This is a genomic window from Bacteroidota bacterium (genome assembly GCA_023957335.1).
Classification (GTDB): Bacteria; Bacteroidota; Bacteroidia; order NS11-12g; family UBA955; genus JALOAG01.
This window is the reverse complement of record JAMLHC010000002.1, coordinates 147,502-166,706: the sequence shown is the minus strand read 5'-3', so window position 1 is coordinate 166,706 and position 19,205 is coordinate 147,502. Positions and strand designations below refer to the sequence as shown.

Annotated in this window: 15 protein-coding genes and 1 tRNA gene; 2 read left to right on the top strand and 14 right to left on the bottom strand. The window is 35.9% G+C overall.

Annotated elements, in window-relative coordinates:
* Window positions 1–2: 2 nt before the first annotated feature.
* From M9892_04115 to M9892_04105, 3 genes are all read right to left on the bottom strand, one after another.
* Entirely contained in the window at window positions 3–536 is a 534-nt protein-coding gene (locus M9892_04115; protein ID MCO5253535.1) for a hypothetical protein, read from the bottom strand.
* A gap of 70 nt (window positions 537–606) precedes the next feature.
* Window positions 607–1,155, bottom strand: a complete 549-nt coding sequence (locus M9892_04110) for an OmpH family outer membrane protein (protein ID MCO5253534.1) — start codon at window positions 1,153–1,155, stop codon at window positions 607–609.
* A gap of 7 nt (window positions 1,156–1,162) precedes the next feature.
* On the bottom strand, window positions 1,163–2,227 hold the full coding sequence (locus M9892_04105) for a hypothetical protein (protein ID MCO5253533.1): 1,065 nt from the start codon (window positions 2,225–2,227) through the stop codon (window positions 1,163–1,165).
* Between the two features lie 312 nt (window positions 2,228–2,539).
* On the opposite strand from M9892_04105, the gene M9892_04100 reads away from it, so the two are divergent.
* Entirely contained in the window at window positions 2,540–4,840 is a 2,301-nt protein-coding gene (locus M9892_04100; GenBank protein MCO5253532.1) for a hypothetical protein, read from the top strand.
* 20 nt (window positions 4,841–4,860) lie between these two features.
* Here M9892_04100 and M9892_04095 read toward each other — a convergent pair whose 3' ends face one another.
* The 10 genes from M9892_04095 to dapB all read right to left on the bottom strand — a co-directional run bounded on the left by M9892_04095 (window position 4,861) and on the right by dapB (window position 17,108).
* Window positions 4,861–5,415, bottom strand: coding sequence for a hypothetical protein (locus tag M9892_04095; GenBank protein MCO5253531.1), 555 nt, complete (start codon window positions 5,413–5,415; stop codon window positions 4,861–4,863).
* Between the two features lie 367 nt (window positions 5,416–5,782).
* Window positions 5,783–5,856: transfer RNA gene (locus tag M9892_04090), tRNA-Arg, on the bottom strand.
* A gap of 59 nt (window positions 5,857–5,915) precedes the next feature.
* Window positions 5,916–7,508 carry an apolipoprotein N-acyltransferase gene (gene lnt / locus M9892_04085; protein MCO5253530.1) on the bottom strand — a complete coding sequence of 531 codons (1,593 nt, stop codon included), beginning with the start codon at window positions 7,506–7,508 and terminating at the stop codon, window positions 5,916–5,918.
* Window positions 7,498–8,187, bottom strand: a complete 690-nt coding sequence (gene rsmI / locus M9892_04080; GenBank protein ID MCO5253529.1) for a 16S rRNA (cytidine(1402)-2'-O)-methyltransferase — start codon at window positions 8,185–8,187, stop codon at window positions 7,498–7,500. The genes lnt and rsmI overlap by 11 nt, the downstream gene beginning before the upstream one ends.
* A 17-nt stretch (window positions 8,188–8,204) precedes the next feature.
* Window positions 8,205–8,828 carry a rhodanese-like domain-containing protein gene (locus tag M9892_04075; protein MCO5253528.1) on the bottom strand — a complete coding sequence of 208 codons (624 nt, stop codon included), beginning with the start codon at window positions 8,826–8,828 and terminating at the stop codon, window positions 8,205–8,207.
* A complete protein-coding gene (gene tsaB, locus M9892_04070; protein MCO5253527.1) occupies window positions 8,825–9,514 on the bottom strand; it encodes a tRNA (adenosine(37)-N6)-threonylcarbamoyltransferase complex dimerization subunit type 1 TsaB in 690 nt (229 codons plus the stop codon). The genes M9892_04075 and tsaB overlap by 4 nt, the downstream gene beginning before the upstream one ends.
* 9 nt (window positions 9,515–9,523) lie before the next feature.
* Window positions 9,524–12,943: a hypothetical protein gene (locus M9892_04065; protein MCO5253526.1), complete on the bottom strand. Its 3,420-nt coding sequence runs from the start codon at window positions 12,941–12,943 to the stop codon at window positions 9,524–9,526.
* A gap of 101 nt (window positions 12,944–13,044) precedes the next feature.
* Window positions 13,045–15,522, bottom strand: coding sequence for a M1 family metallopeptidase (locus tag M9892_04060; protein ID MCO5253525.1), 2,478 nt, complete (start codon window positions 15,520–15,522; stop codon window positions 13,045–13,047).
* 11 nt (window positions 15,523–15,533) lie between these two features.
* Window positions 15,534–16,337 carry a hypothetical protein gene (locus tag M9892_04055; GenBank protein ID MCO5253524.1) on the bottom strand — a complete coding sequence of 268 codons (804 nt, stop codon included), beginning with the start codon at window positions 16,335–16,337 and terminating at the stop codon, window positions 15,534–15,536.
* A 30-nt stretch (window positions 16,338–16,367) separates the two neighbouring features.
* Window positions 16,368–17,108 carry a 4-hydroxy-tetrahydrodipicolinate reductase gene (dapB, locus tag M9892_04050; GenBank protein ID MCO5253523.1) on the bottom strand — a complete coding sequence of 247 codons (741 nt, stop codon included), beginning with the start codon at window positions 17,106–17,108 and terminating at the stop codon, window positions 16,368–16,370.
* Window positions 17,109–17,166: 58 nt separating this feature from the next.
* Here dapB and mltG point away from each other — a divergent pair, with 58 nt between their 5' ends.
* Window positions 17,167–18,213, top strand: a complete 1,047-nt coding sequence (mltG, locus tag M9892_04045; protein ID MCO5253522.1) for an endolytic transglycosylase MltG — start codon at window positions 17,167–17,169, stop codon at window positions 18,211–18,213.
* 13 nt (window positions 18,214–18,226) lie between these two features.
* Here mltG and M9892_04040 read toward each other — a convergent pair whose 3' ends face one another.
* A complete protein-coding gene (locus M9892_04040; GenBank protein MCO5253521.1) occupies window positions 18,227–19,192 on the bottom strand; it encodes a phosphoribosylaminoimidazolesuccinocarboxamide synthase in 966 nt (321 codons plus the stop codon).
* Between the last annotated feature and the right edge of the window lie 13 nt (window positions 19,193–19,205).

The window sequence follows — 19,205 nt, the reverse complement described above, 5'->3', positions numbered from 1 at the left end:
TTTTATTTTGAAGGTTTGAGTTTTGGAATTTTTTTGTTATTATCTATCTTGAATGAAATAGGACCTTGATTAAATATTTGGTCATTAAAAATAACCCTATAATTATCAGCAATGCTCTCATGATTTTCAAAAGCGAATGTTATAACGTTATAAGGGGCTACATGATAATTACGCTCAAAATGACACAAGACAGGGTAAAGAGTATCGCTTTCTGAAACTAGCATAATATCATTTTCTACTTCTGATGTGTAATATCTCAATCGTTCAAAGTATTCTGCTTCATCATTTGCTCTGAACATTAGAAATGGAGTTTCTACTTTACTGGGTCTTAGAATAAAATGAAAATGTAAAAGCGGTTCATCCTCTTCTTTAGACTCCGAAATTATTGCATTATTAATTTCACCTTGATTTTCAATACATATTCGATATTTTAAAGGTCGCTCTTGCAGGGTGATTTTTATATCTCCTGCATCTACACTTTGTCTATAGCCATTTTCTTCATCTTCAATCCAATTAACAAATTCTTTAGGGGGCATAGATTTGGTGCAAGCACTTATTAGCAGTAGTACTGAGTAAATTGAAAACACAAACTTTAATGACAATATGTTAATTAAACCCTGCATGTTTTTTATTGATGTATTGAATTACTTTGTTTGTTACATCTAGGTCTTCTTCTGCATACATAATATTCCCGTTACCATCAGTTCCATGAATAATGCTATAGTTATTCATTATTGCATATTCTTTTATATATCTGTTGATTTGATTCACTATTTGCTCATTAAATGTACTACTGATTCTTGTCTCTTCTTCATTGTATTGATCTGAACGTATTTCATACTCGTCAAGCAATTGCTTATAAAATGTCACCTCTGATTCACTAGGTTTATTTTGGTTTTTAAGTTGACTTTCTAACATCTTGATTTTAAGCCCAAGACTATCCATTTCGTTTTTTCTCTTAATCTGAAGACTACTTAATTGACTACTCAATTGTTTCTTCAAATCAAATTCTTCGTAAACTTGTTCTATTTTTACATACCCGATTTTTGAATTACTAGAGTTACTTATTAGTAAAAACAAACTGATAAATAGCGATATTCCTGTTAGAATAATCACTAGAATTAATAACTTTTGAGATGTGAGTTTGCTTGACATTGTCTGTTTATTTTGAATCATTCTCTTCAATTTCACTTTTTCTTTTCCTTATAATTTCAGCACCTTCTACCTTTTTTAAATCATAATAAACGATACTGAATTTAAAGATTTTCCCATTATTACTCTTAAATTCTATGGAATAGGTTTTTCCATTTTTAATTCCATTAACATCTTTTAAGTTGATTGAAAATCTATTGTCCCCAACGACTGTGTTGAGATTTATTACAGAACCTATTTGGTTTCCATTTTCGTCCTTAATTGTGCAGCCAAGTATCTCTGAATTAATCCTTGAATTATATCTAATCTTAAGTTCTTCAGCTATGTTGTAGAAAGAACTACCGTCTTGTTTTGCAATTTCAATGAATGATTGAGAATAATTTATGATTTCAATTATACTATCCTCCTCCTTTAACTTAAACTCCCACACTTCAGAAGTCGCTATATACACATTCCCGTACCATGCTTCCACTTGCCAAACATAATCTTTTTCATATTCTAACTCTTCAATATCAAGAGGATAAAACAAACTAGGTCTTTCAACAAATTGGTCTTGAATTATGGGCCTGTTTCTTCTAATAGCATCTATATTGCTCTGCCCTTCTCTTCTTTCAGTAAGTGTATAAACATACCTCAATTCCAACATGCCTCCAATTGGCATGGGAGGAATCCAAGTGAACATGGGTCTTTTTTCTTCAATTTCTGATTTGTCAAATGGGGATGCGAGTATTAATGGAGTTGGAAGTTCCACCTTAACATCTCTACATAAATTGGGTTCTAAAGGTAATGCCTCTGATCCAGCTCCATCACAATCAGGTGTTAAGCATTGGAATTTTATACAAACTATGTATTCGCCTGAAGGGAATTTCCCAATAGTGCTAATTAGGTTTCCATAATCAGCCATACTAAAGTTTATTCGTTGAGTTTGGGTAGTTAAAGAGTTAAAACTATTCATCCCATTATTAATCATTAAAACATCACTTTCTAAGTCTGCAATTAGTTGATGGTTTTTCGTAAAAATTTGTGCAAAAACTTTAACTCTAAAACTTTTTTCTTCCATGCTTATCACATCCATTTCCCAGCTATGCTCAGGAGTGAAGTGAAAAGGGTTGATTGGTCGTAAATTAACTTGAATTTGTGCCGAAATATTCAAAGAAAAAAACAACGCTAAAAATAGTGTTGTTAAAAATAGACATAATCTTTGTCTAGGCATTGATTTTATTAGCATCATATTTCAATTATTTTAATGTTATTTGTGTTTTTACTGATTAATTCACTTACTGCGTTAATAAATTTCGACATAAAAAAATTTTAGAGTACAAAGCACAAGTTTTTATTTCATATTTGCAATAGTAAAAGTGCTGTAATTTAGCATGATGGAAAAATAATGTTAATTCAATATAAAATAATCGCATTCTCTCTTCTTGCATTATGCACAATTTATGCAGAAGCACAGGTCGATTCTGTAGGATATACTTTGAATGACAGTTCTCAGAATTTAAAAACTGACTCGACTTTCAATAAAACTGACTCAATTTCTAAAACAGACAAACGTAGCAATAAAACAGACAAAAAGTTTTCTGATTTGAAATTCAATACACCTAAAGTAAAGTATTTAAACAACTTTAATAAGTCATTTTCAGTTAGTGGAAACGTCACAATTGAGACATTTGGAGCAAATGCTCAAAACCCATTAGCAATGAATGAGTTATTTTACACCCGTTTATGGATGAGTCCAAAACTCACAATTATGGGCTTGCCATTTACCACAGATATATATTATACCACTGAAAATAATTCTCTGTACAATTCAAACTCATTTAGTTTGAACTTTGATGCTCAAACATTTAAACGACAATTGCTTGACGGATTACTCAAAGAATTGAATGAGCGTAAAAAACTTGATCAAATGAGGAAACGTGATTTTGATTTAAAAAACAAACAAGAAGAGGAATTAAACAAAAAACGAGCTTTGTTAGATGCTGAAATTACAAATATTGATAAAGAATTAGCAGAATTAGAAGCTAAAAAAAACATAGATATTGACACTAGTTTTGATCCTCATTTTAATTTGCCAAAAGACTCAATAAGTTCAGAATTAGGTAACAGAAGTGATAGCCTAAAAAACTCAAATAATTCCGATTCAATTAATAGGCGATACGAAAAAGCTAAGGCAAGAAAGGAGAAGTTAGAAGCAGACAAAAAAAACATCGAAGAAAAAATTAATGCAATCAAAAAGAAGAAAGAGGAAATTGAAGTTTTAAGACAAAAGGATTCAAGTTTGGTAAATATAGATGAAAGTGAATATAACAAAAAGAGTAATCTTAAATCGCTTTCTGGTGGGTATGATTCAAAATTCAAGAAGATATTAGGCTTTGCTAGTGGATTTGATAAATTTAATGTAGGAATAGTCTATCCAACTCATTCAGATTTTACAGTAGTTGGAACTCCAGTAAGAGGCGCAGATATAGCATGGAGTTCTGACAAGTTTTTTATCAATGTCTCTGCTGGAAAAGCAGCTGCAAATGATTTTAGGTTTTTCTCAACTGAAAGACCTGAGTTTGACAGAAATTTTTATGCAATTACAACAGGTTTAGGAAACAAAGACAAAAGCCATATTTATTATTCACGTTCCTATTTTGATGACCCAGATAAAATCATGGAAAGGCAACGAATTAATAATTCTGTTAATTCCATAGGAGCAAAAGGGTTATTCTATAAAAAGAAAATCACACTTAGTGCAGAAATGGCTCAAAGCAATTTTTCAGCACAGAATTCAGCAATAGATGAAACTATAAATGGAAACTCTGTTGATACATTTAATAGAATACAACCTGCCTATAAATTAAGCAACCTAAACACTGCTTTTTGGGTGGAGGGAACGTATAAGATATTAGAAAATTTGGAATTTCAGGGAAAAGTTCAGAGAGTTAATCCTGGATTCAAATCAATTGGAAACCCATTTATGAGGATTGGTTTTTTTGAAAGAGATATTTCTTTGAAAGGTACTTTCTTGAAGAAAAAGATTTCTACTCAGGTATTTTATAAAGTAAATAGTGACAATCTGGCTAATGAAAATAGTTCTACAAACAAGATGAGTGGTTACGGCATTATGCTTCAAACTAACTTGAATAAAAAATACCCCAACTTCTCTGTTTATCATTCACCTTATCAGCATGGAAACAATCATCCTGATTCATTACTTAGGTCCTTTAATCAGTTTTCAATTACTAATTTCACAGTAACTTATTCTAAGAAAATCAAAAAGGTGTTTTTAGTAACCTCTACTTCATTTTCTCAATCAGTAATGTCACTAGATAAGTTAGGAAAAACAGGTATGCGTTCATACATTTTAAAGACAAGTGCTGTTTTTGCTAAAGGACTTCAAACAGGTTTTGTTTGGCAAACAAATACAACTAATCCTGGAATTGACACTCTAAATGCTAACTTGCTTTCACTAACCTTATCACAAAGTTTAAATCCCAAATTAACAGCAGGGGTAGAGTCGCATTTAACTTGGTTTAAGAATGGAGCAGAGAAAAATGGAGGCAAAATCATATTGATGTATAAGCCGTTAAAAAAACTCTCTTTCTCTTTAACAGGAGGGTATGACTACATTGATAAATTGTGGGGATTTGAGAAGAAGAATGTATATAGCGGGAGATTGAGAATAAATGTTTTTTGGTGATGAAGATTGATTTCAGGTTTCTATTGGCTACTATTTTTATTTTTCCAATTTTTAATTAAGTCAAAAATTGTCCCTTTTATGTCGTTCCCAAAGACAATAAGTACATCTTGAATAATATCGTGAATCTCAGTATTTCTTTTAAGGCTTTTGAGATTAATGCTTAGTTGATTTAACTGCTCTTTAATTTGTGTAGTTGTTTTTTCTAGCCTCTCATTTTCTTTATATTTTTCCTTTATGAACTCTTGGATTTTTTCTGCTAAATAGTTTGTTTCATTTATCTTCCTTAACGATTCAGAATACATAATTTCGAGAATTTGATACTTAGTGTTGATATTGGAATTAAATTGATAAATCATTGACTTCATTTCAGAAATCTCTTTGCTAAGGTCTGTGATACTTGTACTTCGGTTTTTATTTGCTTGGGTTCCACCGATTCCTTTTTTACGTTCTCTACATGCTAATGTTCTACAGCTTTCTGTACAGTACTTTTGGACAAATCTCCTTGTGGGATAAAATAAAGTATCACAGTATTCGCAATGAATACTAATGATTTTTGGGGTTGTGATATTATTCATAATGCGTAAAATTACATTAACAAGTATTTCTATTAATGAATGTTTACGCACAGCATTTCACTAAATAAACCCCATTAAAGATTTAGTTTTAATTAAAACCAAACCATTAAACTTGCTTTAATCTGATTTAATTCCATTTAATCTATTATTTTAAAAACCTGTTGTTTATAACTTTAGACAAGATAAAGACAATTTGAGAAATCAGGATTAAAACACAAATGAATGGAGTTTCTATGAGTAAAAGCAAAATTACCCAACATTTGATTAAGGTATAAGGTTGTTGGACAAATGCTGGACAAAATTCTTAAATAAAAATGCCAATATGCATATTATTAGCGTATTGACATTAAAAAAGGAAGCATTTCAGTGCACCCGTAGGGATTCGAACCCCAAACCTTTTGATCCGTAGTCAAATGCTCTATCCAATTGAGCTACGGGTGCTGCTTTTTGAGTGGTGCAAAATTAAGCGCATTTTCTTACTTATCACAAAATCGTAAACACTATTTTTTTGTAATATATCTTACGACTGCTCCCAGTAAAAAAGCAATAGTAATGAATGCACATGCTTTGCCAATCAAATCGCCATTTTGCACATAAAAGGTTTGGATGTTGTTGGTTTGAATGTCCGCTTTGATTACATCCTTTTGCCACCAAAGGCTATGCTTCCTAATTTCTCCCCGGTCGTCAATGACGGCAGAAATTCCTGTATTGGCACTTCTGGCAATGTATTTTCGGGTTTCGATTGCACGTATGGCACCATAATACAAATGCTGTTTATATCCCGGAGTGTTACCCCACCAACCGTCATTGGTTATGATGGTAATAAAATTCAAGCCCATTTGTGCAAATTCGCGTACATAGTTTCCATAAATGGATTCGTAACAAATTAAACCACAGGTTGTAATAGAGTCCGGTCCGTGAAAAACAATGGGATGCTCACTTCTGCCCAAACTTCCACTTGTGCCACCCAAATCAATTGACAATTTATTTAAAAATCCAACATATTTGGGATAAGGCATCTTTTCGACACCAAGCACCAATTTTGATTTGTGATAAAAAACCGGTGGGTAGTTTTTGTAAATAAAAGCCGAAGTATTATAAACATCATAATAATCACATGCGCCTTCGCTACTGGGGCGGGCGGTTGGCGTGGGTTGTCTGCAGTTGTCATCTGAGGTATTATATCTCTTAAACGTTTCCAGACCGGTGATAATAGCTAAGTTAGGATGCTTTTGTGTTAGATGATAAAGTAGTTGTATTTTGGCTTCATTATTCCATTGCGAAACTTCAAAATATTCAGGAATAGCGGTTTCGGGAAAAATGACAAAGCGAGTGGCAGGACTGATTTTATGCTCCACTTCTGCTATCATTTCCAAGGTGAGGTCATAAGGGTCGCGCTCAAACTTCTCTGAATAAGGATCAATATTAGGTTGCACAATCAGCACTTCTACCTTTTTGCTGTCTTGAGGTGTCTTGTATGAAAAATATATCCAAACTGAAATCAGTACCGGTATTAATAGTAGCAAAGTAGGTGTTATTATTCCAAATTTTGGTCGATTATTAAGCAATTTAAAAATGACCACATTGACCAATAGTACCCATAAACTTCCTCCCAAGACTCCCGTGTATTCATACCACTGAATCAATATAGGGAAACGGGCAAAGTCATTGCCCAATGTTAACCAAGGAAAATCAAGGTCCCAATTCAAATGCAATAGTTCAAAAGCAATCCAAAAAGCAATAAAAGGGACATAACCACTTTTAGGTAGATATTTACGTGTGAAATAAGCTGCTGATAGCATGAGCGACATCACGAGTGAATTTGCCAACAGCATGGCAATGGCTCCTCCTTCCGATGCAAACCACACCCACCATGTTGTGCCCAAATTCCAAACAAATACAGATAAGTATGACCATTTCCAGAACCAAATTGTTTTTTTGCCCTCTTTAAGTCCTAATTCCATTAGCTGCAATAAAGGCAGCCATCCTACAAAAAGTAGAAAAAATAGGGGAGAAGGCAGCCATGCAGCAAAGAGCAACAGACCGCCCAATAAACTGAGCCATAACGGTGATTTTGTGATTCTATTTATCATTGCGTCCTTCTACTATGATTACAAATTCACCTTTGGGGGTGTTTGTTTCAAAATATAATTTTACTTCTTCTACATTGCCCCTGACCGTCTGATGGTATATTTTACTTAATTCCCTGCTGACTGAAATACGTCTGTCGGCTCCAAAATGAATTTTGAATTCTTCCAATGCCTTGACAATTCTGAAAGGACTTTCATAAAAAATCATCGTTCGGTTTTCATTTGCCAATAATTCCAACCTTGTTTTTCTCCCTTTTTTCTGAGGCAAAAAACCTTCGAATACGAACTTTTCACAAGGCAATCCTGATTCCACCAATGCAGGTACAAAAGCAGTTGCACCCGGCAGTGCTTCAATCCTCAGGTCTTTATCAACACAAGCTCTGACAGCCAAAAAACCCGGGTCCGAGATTCCGGGCGTACCGGCATCACTTACTAAGCCAATGACCTTGCCTTCAACAATAAGATTAGTTATTTCCTCAACTCTTGTATGTTCGTTGTGAATATGAAAAGAGCGCAATGGGGTTTTGATGTCGTAATGTTTAAACAAAATACCCGATGTCCTGGTATCTTCCGCATAAACATAGTCGCAGGACTTGAGCACCTCTACCGCCCTAAAAGTTATGTCTTTCAGATTGCCGATCGGTGTGGGCACCAAAAATAGTTTGCCTGCTGAATCTTGCACGGAACAAAGGTATGAGATTACACTCTTTTGTGATACATCAGTGCTTCTTGAATTTCGCTGAATGATGCGTCAATACTTTTGACAGATGTACATCCTTGAGATTTGAGATAGGATGCTGCTAACATAGTGCCAAATCCGTCAGAACCAATAACGTAGTATGATTTGCTTTTGTCAATATCCTCTATGCGTTCTGTGAGTTCATTTAGAGAAATGTTTAATGAATTTTCAACCTCCCCTTCTTTTCTTGCTTCAAATTCGCGAATATCAATTACAGCCTCATGTTCATTGAGGAAATATAGGTCGGTTGCAAACTCATCAGCCGGGATGTTGATGAGCATGTCAATGGGTTTATGTGATTGCTTCCAATTTTCAAACCCTCCATTCAGCCAACCTGCAATATTTGTATAACCTTGTTTGATAAGTAGTTTGGTACTTTCTTTTTCGAGTTTGTCTGAACAAACTAATACCATTTTGCGGTCTTTTTCTGTTATTTTGCTCAGATATGTTTTATAATCTCCATCAATTCCGATGTTAATAGAGTGGGGGATAAAGCCTATTTCAAAAACATATTTGTTTCTCAAGTCTAAGATTAGCGCATTTTGGGCTTCTTTTTCAAACTCTGTAATGGTTAATGCATTCATTTTGTGTTGTATTGGACGGGGGTTGCAGTGGTATAAAAAGGTTTCAGGTAGTAAGGTTGGAAATTGTTCAAGTTGGTGAAATCTTGTTGTTTGTATTTTTCCAAAGCAAGTAGGGTCATGTTGTTTGCTTGCGGATAGAGTCCTGCCAAAAGCTCGGTTTCAATCCCGAGTTTTTTCAGGTGTTGGTGAGTTTTGTCGGCACCAGAACCTGCGAGTGCAGCATTCTTGTTGTTCCATAGCTGAGCAGTATCTTCAGATAAGATATGTGGTGTATCAATGCTCATGCGTTTTGCATTTGAATCAAAAACGGCTGTATATACCTCCATTCTTCGTGCGTCCAACAAGGGAACCAGATATTCTGATTTGTGTTCAGTGTTGTGCATGGCTGTGGCAAGTATTTCGAGTGTGCTTATGCTGATAAGGGGAATGTCGTATGCCATACAAATACTTTTGGCAGCCGCACTCCCTATTCGTAAGCCTGTGTATGAGCCGGGACCGGCAGAAAGTGCTATTGCATTGAGTGAATGCTTGGGAAGCTGATTTTCCGCAAAAATACTGTCTATCATAGGCAATAGGAATTTGGAGTGCGCATTGAGTTCACGATTTTCAAGATAAAATACTTGGTCATGACTTGCTGCCAAAGCAATGCTGCATATTTCTCCACTTGTTTCGATACACAATATCATCTGGTATTTTTAGGATTGTAGATTGTTAAAATAGTCTTTGACTCTGTCTTTGTAGTAAGGACTGAATTCAGGAGGCAAGGTTTTGTAAAATTCGATTTCTTTTGCTTTTTCCTTTAAATATTTTTCGATAGAAGGCGGCATTTTGCGCTCTTTATCGGTGGCTGTTTCTCCTTTGCGTTTGTCGTCTTCACCTTGTTCGCGTTCTGCTTTTTCATGTTCAAATAATCGATGTGAGATTTCTTCTTGTCTTTGAATTATTCTGCTGTCTAACTGTTTGTTGTAAAGCTGTTTTTCGGTTTCTTCCATCATTTTACGCGTCTTTTCAATCTCGCGCATCAGTTCCGAATTGCCCTGACCCTGGCTACCCATTTCTTTTTCTATTCTTTCCAATTCTCTACGCAATGCTTCTTGTTGTGCGGCAATTCGAGCGAATTCTTCACTTGATGGGTTTTTACCGTTCATTTTTTGCTGCTGCATATCTTTCATCATCTTGTTCAATCTGTCTTGCAACTGTTGCATCCCCTGCATTCCGGGCTTGGGTTTGCCTTTACCCAATTGTTTTTTATTTCCGGGATTGTCGCAGTTTTGCTTGGGTTCTCCGTCTTTGGGTTCTCCATCTTTTTTCTTTATTTCAGCATTCATCTGGTCTTGCATCTGTTGCAGGATTTCGGTCAAAAACACTGCAAGGTTGTTGGTATGCGTCATTGCATATTGTTGTTTCACAACTGCTGCACCCGTGTATCTTTCAGATAAAGCTGATACAGCTCCGTCCATATTTTGGGTTAAAGAACCCAGCTCTTTTGTTACATAAGATGAAATCATAGGTTGACGTTTGGCGAGGTTGTTCAAACTGTCTTCAATCATCAGTGCGGATTGTCTTAACTCTTTTTGTCTTTTGGAGAGTTCAATATAGCGAGGGTTGTATTCTTTGATGTTTCCAAACTCGCGCATGATTTCTTCTTGTTTGTTGGACAATAAAATTAGGTTTTTGAGTAATTGTCGCAGGGCGTTATAGTCTTCATCGTTTTGTTGTTGTTTGTTTTCCTGTATCTGCTGCTCCATTTTTTGTGCTAATTCTTTCATTTTTTTAGCAGCATCTTGTTGTTTTTTGGCAGCATTATTCTTTTTGTTTTTGGAAATATTCTCACCGGCTTCATTCATGTCTGACTGAATGTCTTGGCTTGATTGATCCGTGTTTTCCAGTTTCATCGGGTCTTCAAGATTGTTGTTCTTTTGTTTGATTTCTTCCAAATCTTTTTGCAGGTTTTCAAACTCTTTGTTCAGTTCTTCTTGCTGTTTTTGTAGCTCTTCGTTTTCTGATTTGTCTGAATTTTCTGTTTTTTTCTGTAGTTCTTCTTGCTTTTCGGAGAGTTTCTCAAGTTTGTCAACAGTTTCATTAATCTTTTTTTCTAACTCATATTGTTTAAAGTGTTCAAGGGTTTTGTCGAGCAGATTCTCAAGGTCTTTGTTGTTTTTATTTATATCATTGAGCTTTTCCTGAATTTTGTCTTTGTTTTGTTGTTGCAGCATTTCTTCCAGTTTCTTGAATAGCTCTTTGGTTTTTTCGTCAAAGAGTTCATCAAACATCTTTTGGATTTGTTCTTGTTTCTTTCTCAACTCCTCATTCTTGTTTTTGAACTGATCTTCAAACTCATTGCGTTGCTCAAAGTCTTTTTTCATTTTTTCAATCTCTTGCTGCAACTTTTTTTGTTCTTCTAAGAGTTTTTCAATTTTTTGTTTGTCTTCCCATGTCAAACTACTCTTTTGTTTTAGGTCATTGCTCAGTGTTTTGATTTTTTCTTGTAGTTCGGCAGCTTTTTGCAACGCATTCTGCATATTGGTTTGAAGTGCTTTACCGGTTTCGCTAACCCGATTTTCGAGTTCTTTGTCTGACTCTCTTTTGAGCGTCTTTATGGAGGTTTTAGTAGATTTAGGTCCGGTTACTTTGTCGTTGTCCCATGTCTGAAAAAAATATTCTAATTCTCCATTTTGCTCAATCCCAAGTTCTTGCAGATTAATAGGCAAAAAGAAATTCTGTTTGAATGAACCCGAAACCGGTAGTTCGATTTTTTTATAATTTTCGTTTTTGCCGGCTGTTTTATAGAAAAAAGCAATACGGCTGATTCCGTTGTCATCACTTGCTTCGCCAAATAAATAATTGGTGAAAATCATATTGCTGTCTTTCTGTTGTTCTGCAAAAATGCTCGGAGGAGCGTCTGCAATGATATTTAAATGAAATCCAATACTGTCCACACCTTGGGTAGCTGAATTCAAAATTTGAATGCGGTATGGAGAACTATGCAAAAAGCGCTGGGTTAGGGTAAAGTTTTGATTTTTATCTTTTTTTGCTGACTTTCTTGAAGTATCAAAGAAAAACTCGAGTTCATCAGCATCTTTGGTCTTGAAAATCCAAGTAATCTGTGTGCCGGCAGGCACTGTCAGGTCGCCAATATTTTCTAAAGTTTCATTCTTCTTCTGCAAGTATGCAGGGTAGTTCAAAGCAACTTGAAAATTGAGAATAATAGGTTTAGGAATAACGGTCAGTATGTATTCGTTAGAATTGAATTTTCCGGTTGTAAAATGAAAATTTCTTGAAGATTGAATGTTTCTGAAGGTAAAAGTAAATTTGCCCTTACCGGAAGGTTCCATCTTGAGAGTATTACCAGCCGTTATGATAAACATTTCCGAAGGAATTTGGTCTCCGGGTGTATGCAGTTCAATGGTATAATCCTGATTCTTGTAAATCTTGGGATTGCTTTCTACTAACAAAAACTGAAAAGGAGCCGGAATTGCGAATTGTTGCTGAAAGTGGATTATTCTTTGACCGCTTTCAATAAAGATTCCGGAGTTAAAAACCAAAGCTGATAAAAACAGAATGAGCGGTATCACACTATATTTACCTACTTTTTTTACACCTTCCCAGTTTATAGCATTCAGAAAAGGAACATTAGATAATTCTCCGGTCTTTTGTTCTATTGCGGCAAGCAATAATTCATTATCTTGGTCATTTTCAGACATTGTTTTTAATTGCAAAGCATTCAGCAGTTTGTCTTTGACTTCAGGAAAATGACTGCCTATAATTACAGATGCCTTTTCATAACTTAGTGTTCCTTTGCTAAGTTTGAATAACTGCAACAGCGGTATAACTATGTTTTTGACTACAATCCAAAGGGTTAATGCCAACATTGAAAAAAACAAAACTGCCCTAACGCCTGTACCAAATCTCCCATAGTATTCGAATAAGGTTGCAATGAGATAAACACTTAAAAAAATACCTACAACTGCCACTGTCCCACGTATTAATTGCATACGATGATACTTGCTGATAAAGGCATCCAGCTTATTTTGGAGAATAGAAGTATGCATGCTGTTTTTGGGCAAACAAAGATAATTGTTTTGAGCAAGTGAATTATCTTTTTCGACTGTCAATTCAGCAATTTGGAAAAGAGTTTTTACTCAGAGGTTTATTTAGCTTTTTTTACTCATCATTGTAAGATGAGAAAAAGCTTAAGGAACTAAAATCTGAATTTTTATTGGACGGAAATTCCTTTCTCTTTCAAAAACTTCTTTACCAAGGGAGTTTGATTTTTCAGCGTTTGATAAATGAGCAACTTGTAGGAATGTTGAGCTGCAAACTTCTTGTACACCACACTGGTAGGTCCCGATAGTCTTGAATTGGGTCTTGAGATTGCTTCAAACATGTTATTGAAAACAGTTTCGTTGGCATAGTTTAATCTGCCGAGGGCTTCAAAAGCATTGACTCTGGTTCTGAATTCGTAATCTGCACTGCTGTATTCAATAAGTTCATTTAACAATTTAGCAGACTCTTCTTTGGAGTTACTTGTAACAATAGAGTATTCAAGCCATTTGATTTTAATGGATTTTGCCATACCCTCAAGGTCTTTTACTTTGGATAACCACAATCCGGCTAATTGCATGTAAGAGCCGTTCGTTTGCAAAAACATTGAAGAAAAAAGATTGTCCAATGCAGTTTCAATCACTTGGTATGAATTATCTTCAAGTAACTGTTCAAGCAAAGCCCTTTGTTCGTTTTGTTCAGGATTAAGATGGGTCGCCAATGTCATTCGTACTTCTCTGTGTTCGGTTTTGAGATTTAGATTAGGCAGTTTGCCATTATTTTTATTAGCAAGCAGCCATTGTTTCCATGCCTCGGCTTTAACAGAATGGAATTCTTTGTTATTGTTGATGATTTGCTCAAGAGTAGCTTGTGTTTCGCTATAGGGGAAACTTGCCAGGGCTTGCACTGCTTCTAATCGATCTGCCATATTTACGGCTTTGAGTGCTTGTTCTGACAACTCTTTTAGGCTTCTCTCAAAAGTCATTTTCTTCATGATTTCTGAATTCTCGTCAAAAACAACAAAATTGACCTTTTTGTTGTTGGGATTGGGAATGCGAACTTGCTGAAACTGCTTGTCTATCATGATTCTTTGCCTATCAACACTTCCATCGGTATAATAAACTGCGAATTGAATGGGCATTTTAAATACACCGGTTACTAAGTTCATTTGATGAATTTGTTCAACCGTAATGAGTGTAGCATTGTCAGTGTTAGTCCAATTGATTTTATAATGAGGTTCTCCGCCTCTCAAAATCCATTCATCAAAGAACCAATCAAGGTTCATTCCTAATCGATCCTTGAAAGCATTTTGGAAATCTGCTTCTTGTACGTTTTGAAATGCGTGTTTCTCAAGATAGAATTTTATTGTTTGTTTAAAAGCCTCATCTCCTACAACATAGCGTAACATTTGTAACACTGCCGACCCTTTAGGATATGCTCTTGCAGAACCGCTCTGCGTATGTCTGATAGGCAAATTGTCAGATTCAGATGCTTTGAATGCAGATTGATATTCACCAAGTTCATTCATTTTCATTTCATCAGGACCGTATTCTGGAAGACTACCATAAAATAATTTGGCATAATAGGTTGCAAAATTTTCCTGCATCCAAATATCGTTGCTCGATCTGGCAGTTATCAAATCTCCAAACCATTGATGTGTCAATTCATGAGCATTGACTCCAATGTAATTCCGGTCTTCAAAAGCCCTGTCATCAACAAAGAAAAAGTCGCCAAAAACAGTTGCTGACGTGTTTTCCATTGCACCATACAAAAAATCCTGCACCATTATTTGGCTATAAGACCCCCATTGATAGGGGACTCCGGTTTCGTCTTCCAAAAACTCAATAATCCTTTCAGTGTATTTGCTGGTTGGCTCTACTCTGTCTTTGAATTCAGGGTAGTACCAAAAGTTTACGGGTGTATTGCGTTTGGTTTTTGTGCTTTTTACTTCGTAAATTCCGATGGCAAGCATCACAAGATAGCCTGAATGAGGTTTGTCAAGTCTATAGTTCCATGTAACTGTACCGTCTTTGTTTTTCTTTTGAGAGAGCAATTTGCCGTTTGATAAAACTTTGTATGGTTCTGCGAACGTGATTACGGTTTCGGTTGTGTATTTGTCATTCATGTTGTCATACATGGGAATCCAATACCGGTTGTCAATTCCTTGTCCTTGCGACCAAATTTGTTTTCTTACTTTAAAAAGATCGGGTTTGCCACTTGGTTCGGGTCTGTCCCATCCTATAAAATATAGTCCTTTTCTTGGAAACGCTTCGTATTCAAAAACCAAGTTGTAAGACTTATCCCAAGTCAAGGCGGGTGAAAAATAAACTGTAACACCTGTTTTGCTCACATTATATTTGACACTTGTGCCGCCTAATTCAGCTTTTTTAATCTGAATATCGGGACCGTCAAAGAACAACGAATCCAATGAAGGAATAAGCGGTTTGAAACTATGTGTTACTTTGCCTATTACCTTGCCGCCATTACTGTTATTTACATCAAAACTTACCTCCACTTTCATGTTGGTAATGTCTGCAAAGTGTTCGCGCTCGGCTGCATTTGGGTCAGCATAATAAACAGAATACTCTTGTTGAGCATACAAAACTCCGCCTATCATGAAAATGAAAGCGGTAATAAAATATTTTTTCATTTGAGGAATGATTAAAAGTAGAACATTAATCTGAGATTGCTCCAGTTTTTGACACTCATATTGAAATCACTTGTTTTGTTGTTAAGGCTTGTTGTTACAATAGAGGACGTAGAGGTTATGGGGTCCCACACTTCGGATTTATTGATAGTTTGACCTCCATAAGTATAGGCAGCTCTTAAATATGCTTCACCACCAATAGAAATTTTGGGTGCAAAAAAGAATTCAAAACCAAGGAATCCTTGCGCGCCAACCGATATGTTGTATGGGGTAGTAGAATTTTGAGTGGGTCTGTTGTTGGCAATAGAACCTGCATAGTCGCTCATGCTGTTTCCATATTTGAATTTGGTTCTGCTTCCGCTGCCATATCCGAGCATGCCCTCAACACCATATATTCCTTGTAATCTGCCGGCACCACGTCTTTTTTCAATACCATAAGTGATATTAATATTGTATTCATGCTGGGTGGTTCGGTCTGTTACTGTTGAGCCCGGGTCAGCATCCGGGGCAAGATTGGATACAGTGATGCTTTCTCGATGAATGCTGGTTTGAAGTGTAATCCCTGCTCTTTGCGCATTTTTCTCATCTTTGAAACGTTTGAAATTAATATTTTGAAAATCTAATCCGGGAATAACATTGTTATTGGTAAACATGCTCCCCACAAAAGAGAAAAAGGGATTCACACTTGTGCCTATACCCCAATCACCGGTTTGTGGAAGAATATAATTGCCTTTCTTTGATTTTAAAATGGGCTCTGCTTGTGAGTATGCTAAGCAGCTAACGCTCAATAAAGAAGTGATAAGAAATAGTTTTTTCATTTTTTGAATTGCTTTGCAAAAGTATATTTTTTACTCAAACCCCAACATATCATTCATGCCAAAAATACCCTTTCTTCCGATTATCCATTCTGACGCCAACACCGCCCCAAGAGCAAAACCTCTACGATTATGAGCGGAGTGTGTTATTTCAATTTCATCAATATCACAATCCCATTTCACTTTGTGCACTCCCGGCACATTGTCTTCTCTGAATGAATAAATTGGAATTTCGTTGGCAGCGACATCTAAGTATTTGCCGTTTTCTATACTAATCCAACTGTCTTTTGAATTGTAATTAGACAAAATATTCTCTGCGGTAGTGATGGCTGTTCCGCTGGGGGCATCCTTTTTTTGTTTATGATGCGTTTCTTCAATCGTAACATGATATTCGGGATAGTGATTCATGATTGCCGCGAGTTTTTTGTTAAGATGAAAAAACAGATTGACTCCTATACTAAAGTTGGTAGCGGTAAACAAGGATGATTGATGTTGATTGACTAAATTTCTTACATTGTCAAATTCCTGATACCATCCCGTTGTACCGACTATCAACGGGATTTGCTGGCTCACACAAAATGCAATATTGGATAGTGCTGATTCGGGTTGAGTGAATTCAATAGCTACATCACATTTGGAATCTAGGATTTTTTGTAGATTGGTTTTGCTGTCAATGATGGTGCTTATGATATGCCCTCGCTCAATGAGGATTTTTTCAATTTCTTTACCCATCTTGCCATATCCTATCAATGCGATTTTTAGGGGCTTTTTCATAGCGACAAAGCTAATTTATTTTAAGGCTTGTATTCTTACATTTGCACACGTCTTAATTATGAAATTTCTTAAGTTTGTTTTGTGGTCGATAGTCAGTCTGGCTTTGTTGGCCGGGGGTATTGCTGCGGCTATTTGGTACTTTGTTTTTTCTCCGGCAATCAACATCACAGAAAATCAACAACTCACTTTAAAAAGAACGGACAATCTGCAATCGCTCACCGAAAAATTGACAGAAACGTGCGGATTGAAATATCCACGCATTTTTTATTTAATTGCAGAAAGAATGAATGTTGAAAAGAACCTCAGGGCGGGGAAGTTTGAAATTACACCCAATATGAATAACAAGGAACTTGCCGTACTTTTTCGAAAAGGCGGCACTTTTACTACAAACATTGTGATTCGAGGCTCTTGGGATTTGAGAAATATACCGACTGTGCTGGGAAACAACTTAGAACCGGATCCGGATTCTTTCAAGGGTGTTTTGGACAATAGTGCGTATTTGTCAAAGTTTGGTTTTAATAACAAAACGGTTGCTGCCATGTTTATTCCCAATACCTATAATATGTATTGGTTTTCGACTACAGATGAGGTATTGTCTCGTTTTTATAAAGAATATCAACACTTTTGGAACAAAGAAAGAAGTGCAAAAGCAGATTCATTAGGACTGACACCTTTGCAAGTCTCTATTTTAGCATCGATATTGGATAAAGAAACCAATCAAGTGTCAGAAATGCCACGCATTGCAGGAGTTTATCTCAATCGACTCAATAAAGGGTGGAAATTGCAGGCTGATCCCACAGTGAAATATGCATTAGATAGTATGACCATGACTCGAATTTATATTGAACACACACTTATAGAAAGCCCTTATAATACCTACTTTATTGCAGGGTTGCCACCTGCACCAATTTGCATTCCTTCTGTTCAGGCAATTGATGCTGTATTAAACCGAGAACAACATGATTTGATGTATTTCTGCGCTAAACCTGATTTTTCAGGGTTTCATGTGTTTGCTAAGACCCTTGATGAACACAACCGCAATGCAAATTTATATCACCGTTTTCTTAATAAATTGGATAGAGAAAAAGCTGGCGCGAAGAAGTAATAAATGTGAAGAGTTAAAACTCCAATGATTCAATCGCGTTGTTGATTGATTTTTCTATTTGATTCTGAATGTTGTTATAATCTCTTGGTGCAAACTTGCTTTGTGTGAATGTTTCATACATTTCCACGTAACGGTCTGTTACAGATTGAATAAATTCAGAAGTCATTTCGGGAACCAATTGCCCTTTTTCGCCACAAAAACCATTTTGCATAAGCCATTCTCTCACAAATTCTTTAGAAAGTTGTTTTTGCGGTTTTCCTTCTTTCTGCGCTTTTGCATACGAATCAAGATAAAAGAAGCGAGAAGAGTCAGGAGTGTGTACCTCATCAATCAACATTACTTTCTTGTCATAAATTCCGAATTCGTATTTGGTGTCGACCAAAATAAGACCGCGTTCTGCCGCCAATTGTGTGCCTCTTTCATATAATTTCAAAGATGCCTCCGCCATAGTTTCAAGTTGTTTTTTTGTGCAGAGCTTATGGTCTAAGATGTCTTCCATTGTGATATCTTCATCGTGTCCGGCATGATTCTTAAATGTAGGAGTGATGATAGGTTGAGGGAGTTTGTCATTTTCTTTAAGTCCTTCCGGCAGTTTCTCACCACAAATTACACGTTTACCGGATTTGTATATACGCCATGCATGTCCGCATAAATAGCCGCGGACGACCATTTCTACAGGAATTGCATCGCATTTGTATCCTATTGTAACATTGGGGTCAGGTGTGGCAATTTTCCATGTGGGAACAATATCGCTGCATTTGTCAAGAAATAAAGAAGAAATCTGAGTAAGGATTTGTCCTTTGTATGGAATTGCTCTGGGAAGTACGTTGTCAAATGCTGAGATACGATCACATGCTACTAAGATTATATATTTGTTTGCAAGGGTATAAACGTCTCTAACTTTACCTCTAAAGAATGAACTTTGGTGTCTAAAAAAGAAGTTAGTCGCCATTAGTTCTGTATCGAATTCTGCTGCCATAATCGTCAATTAT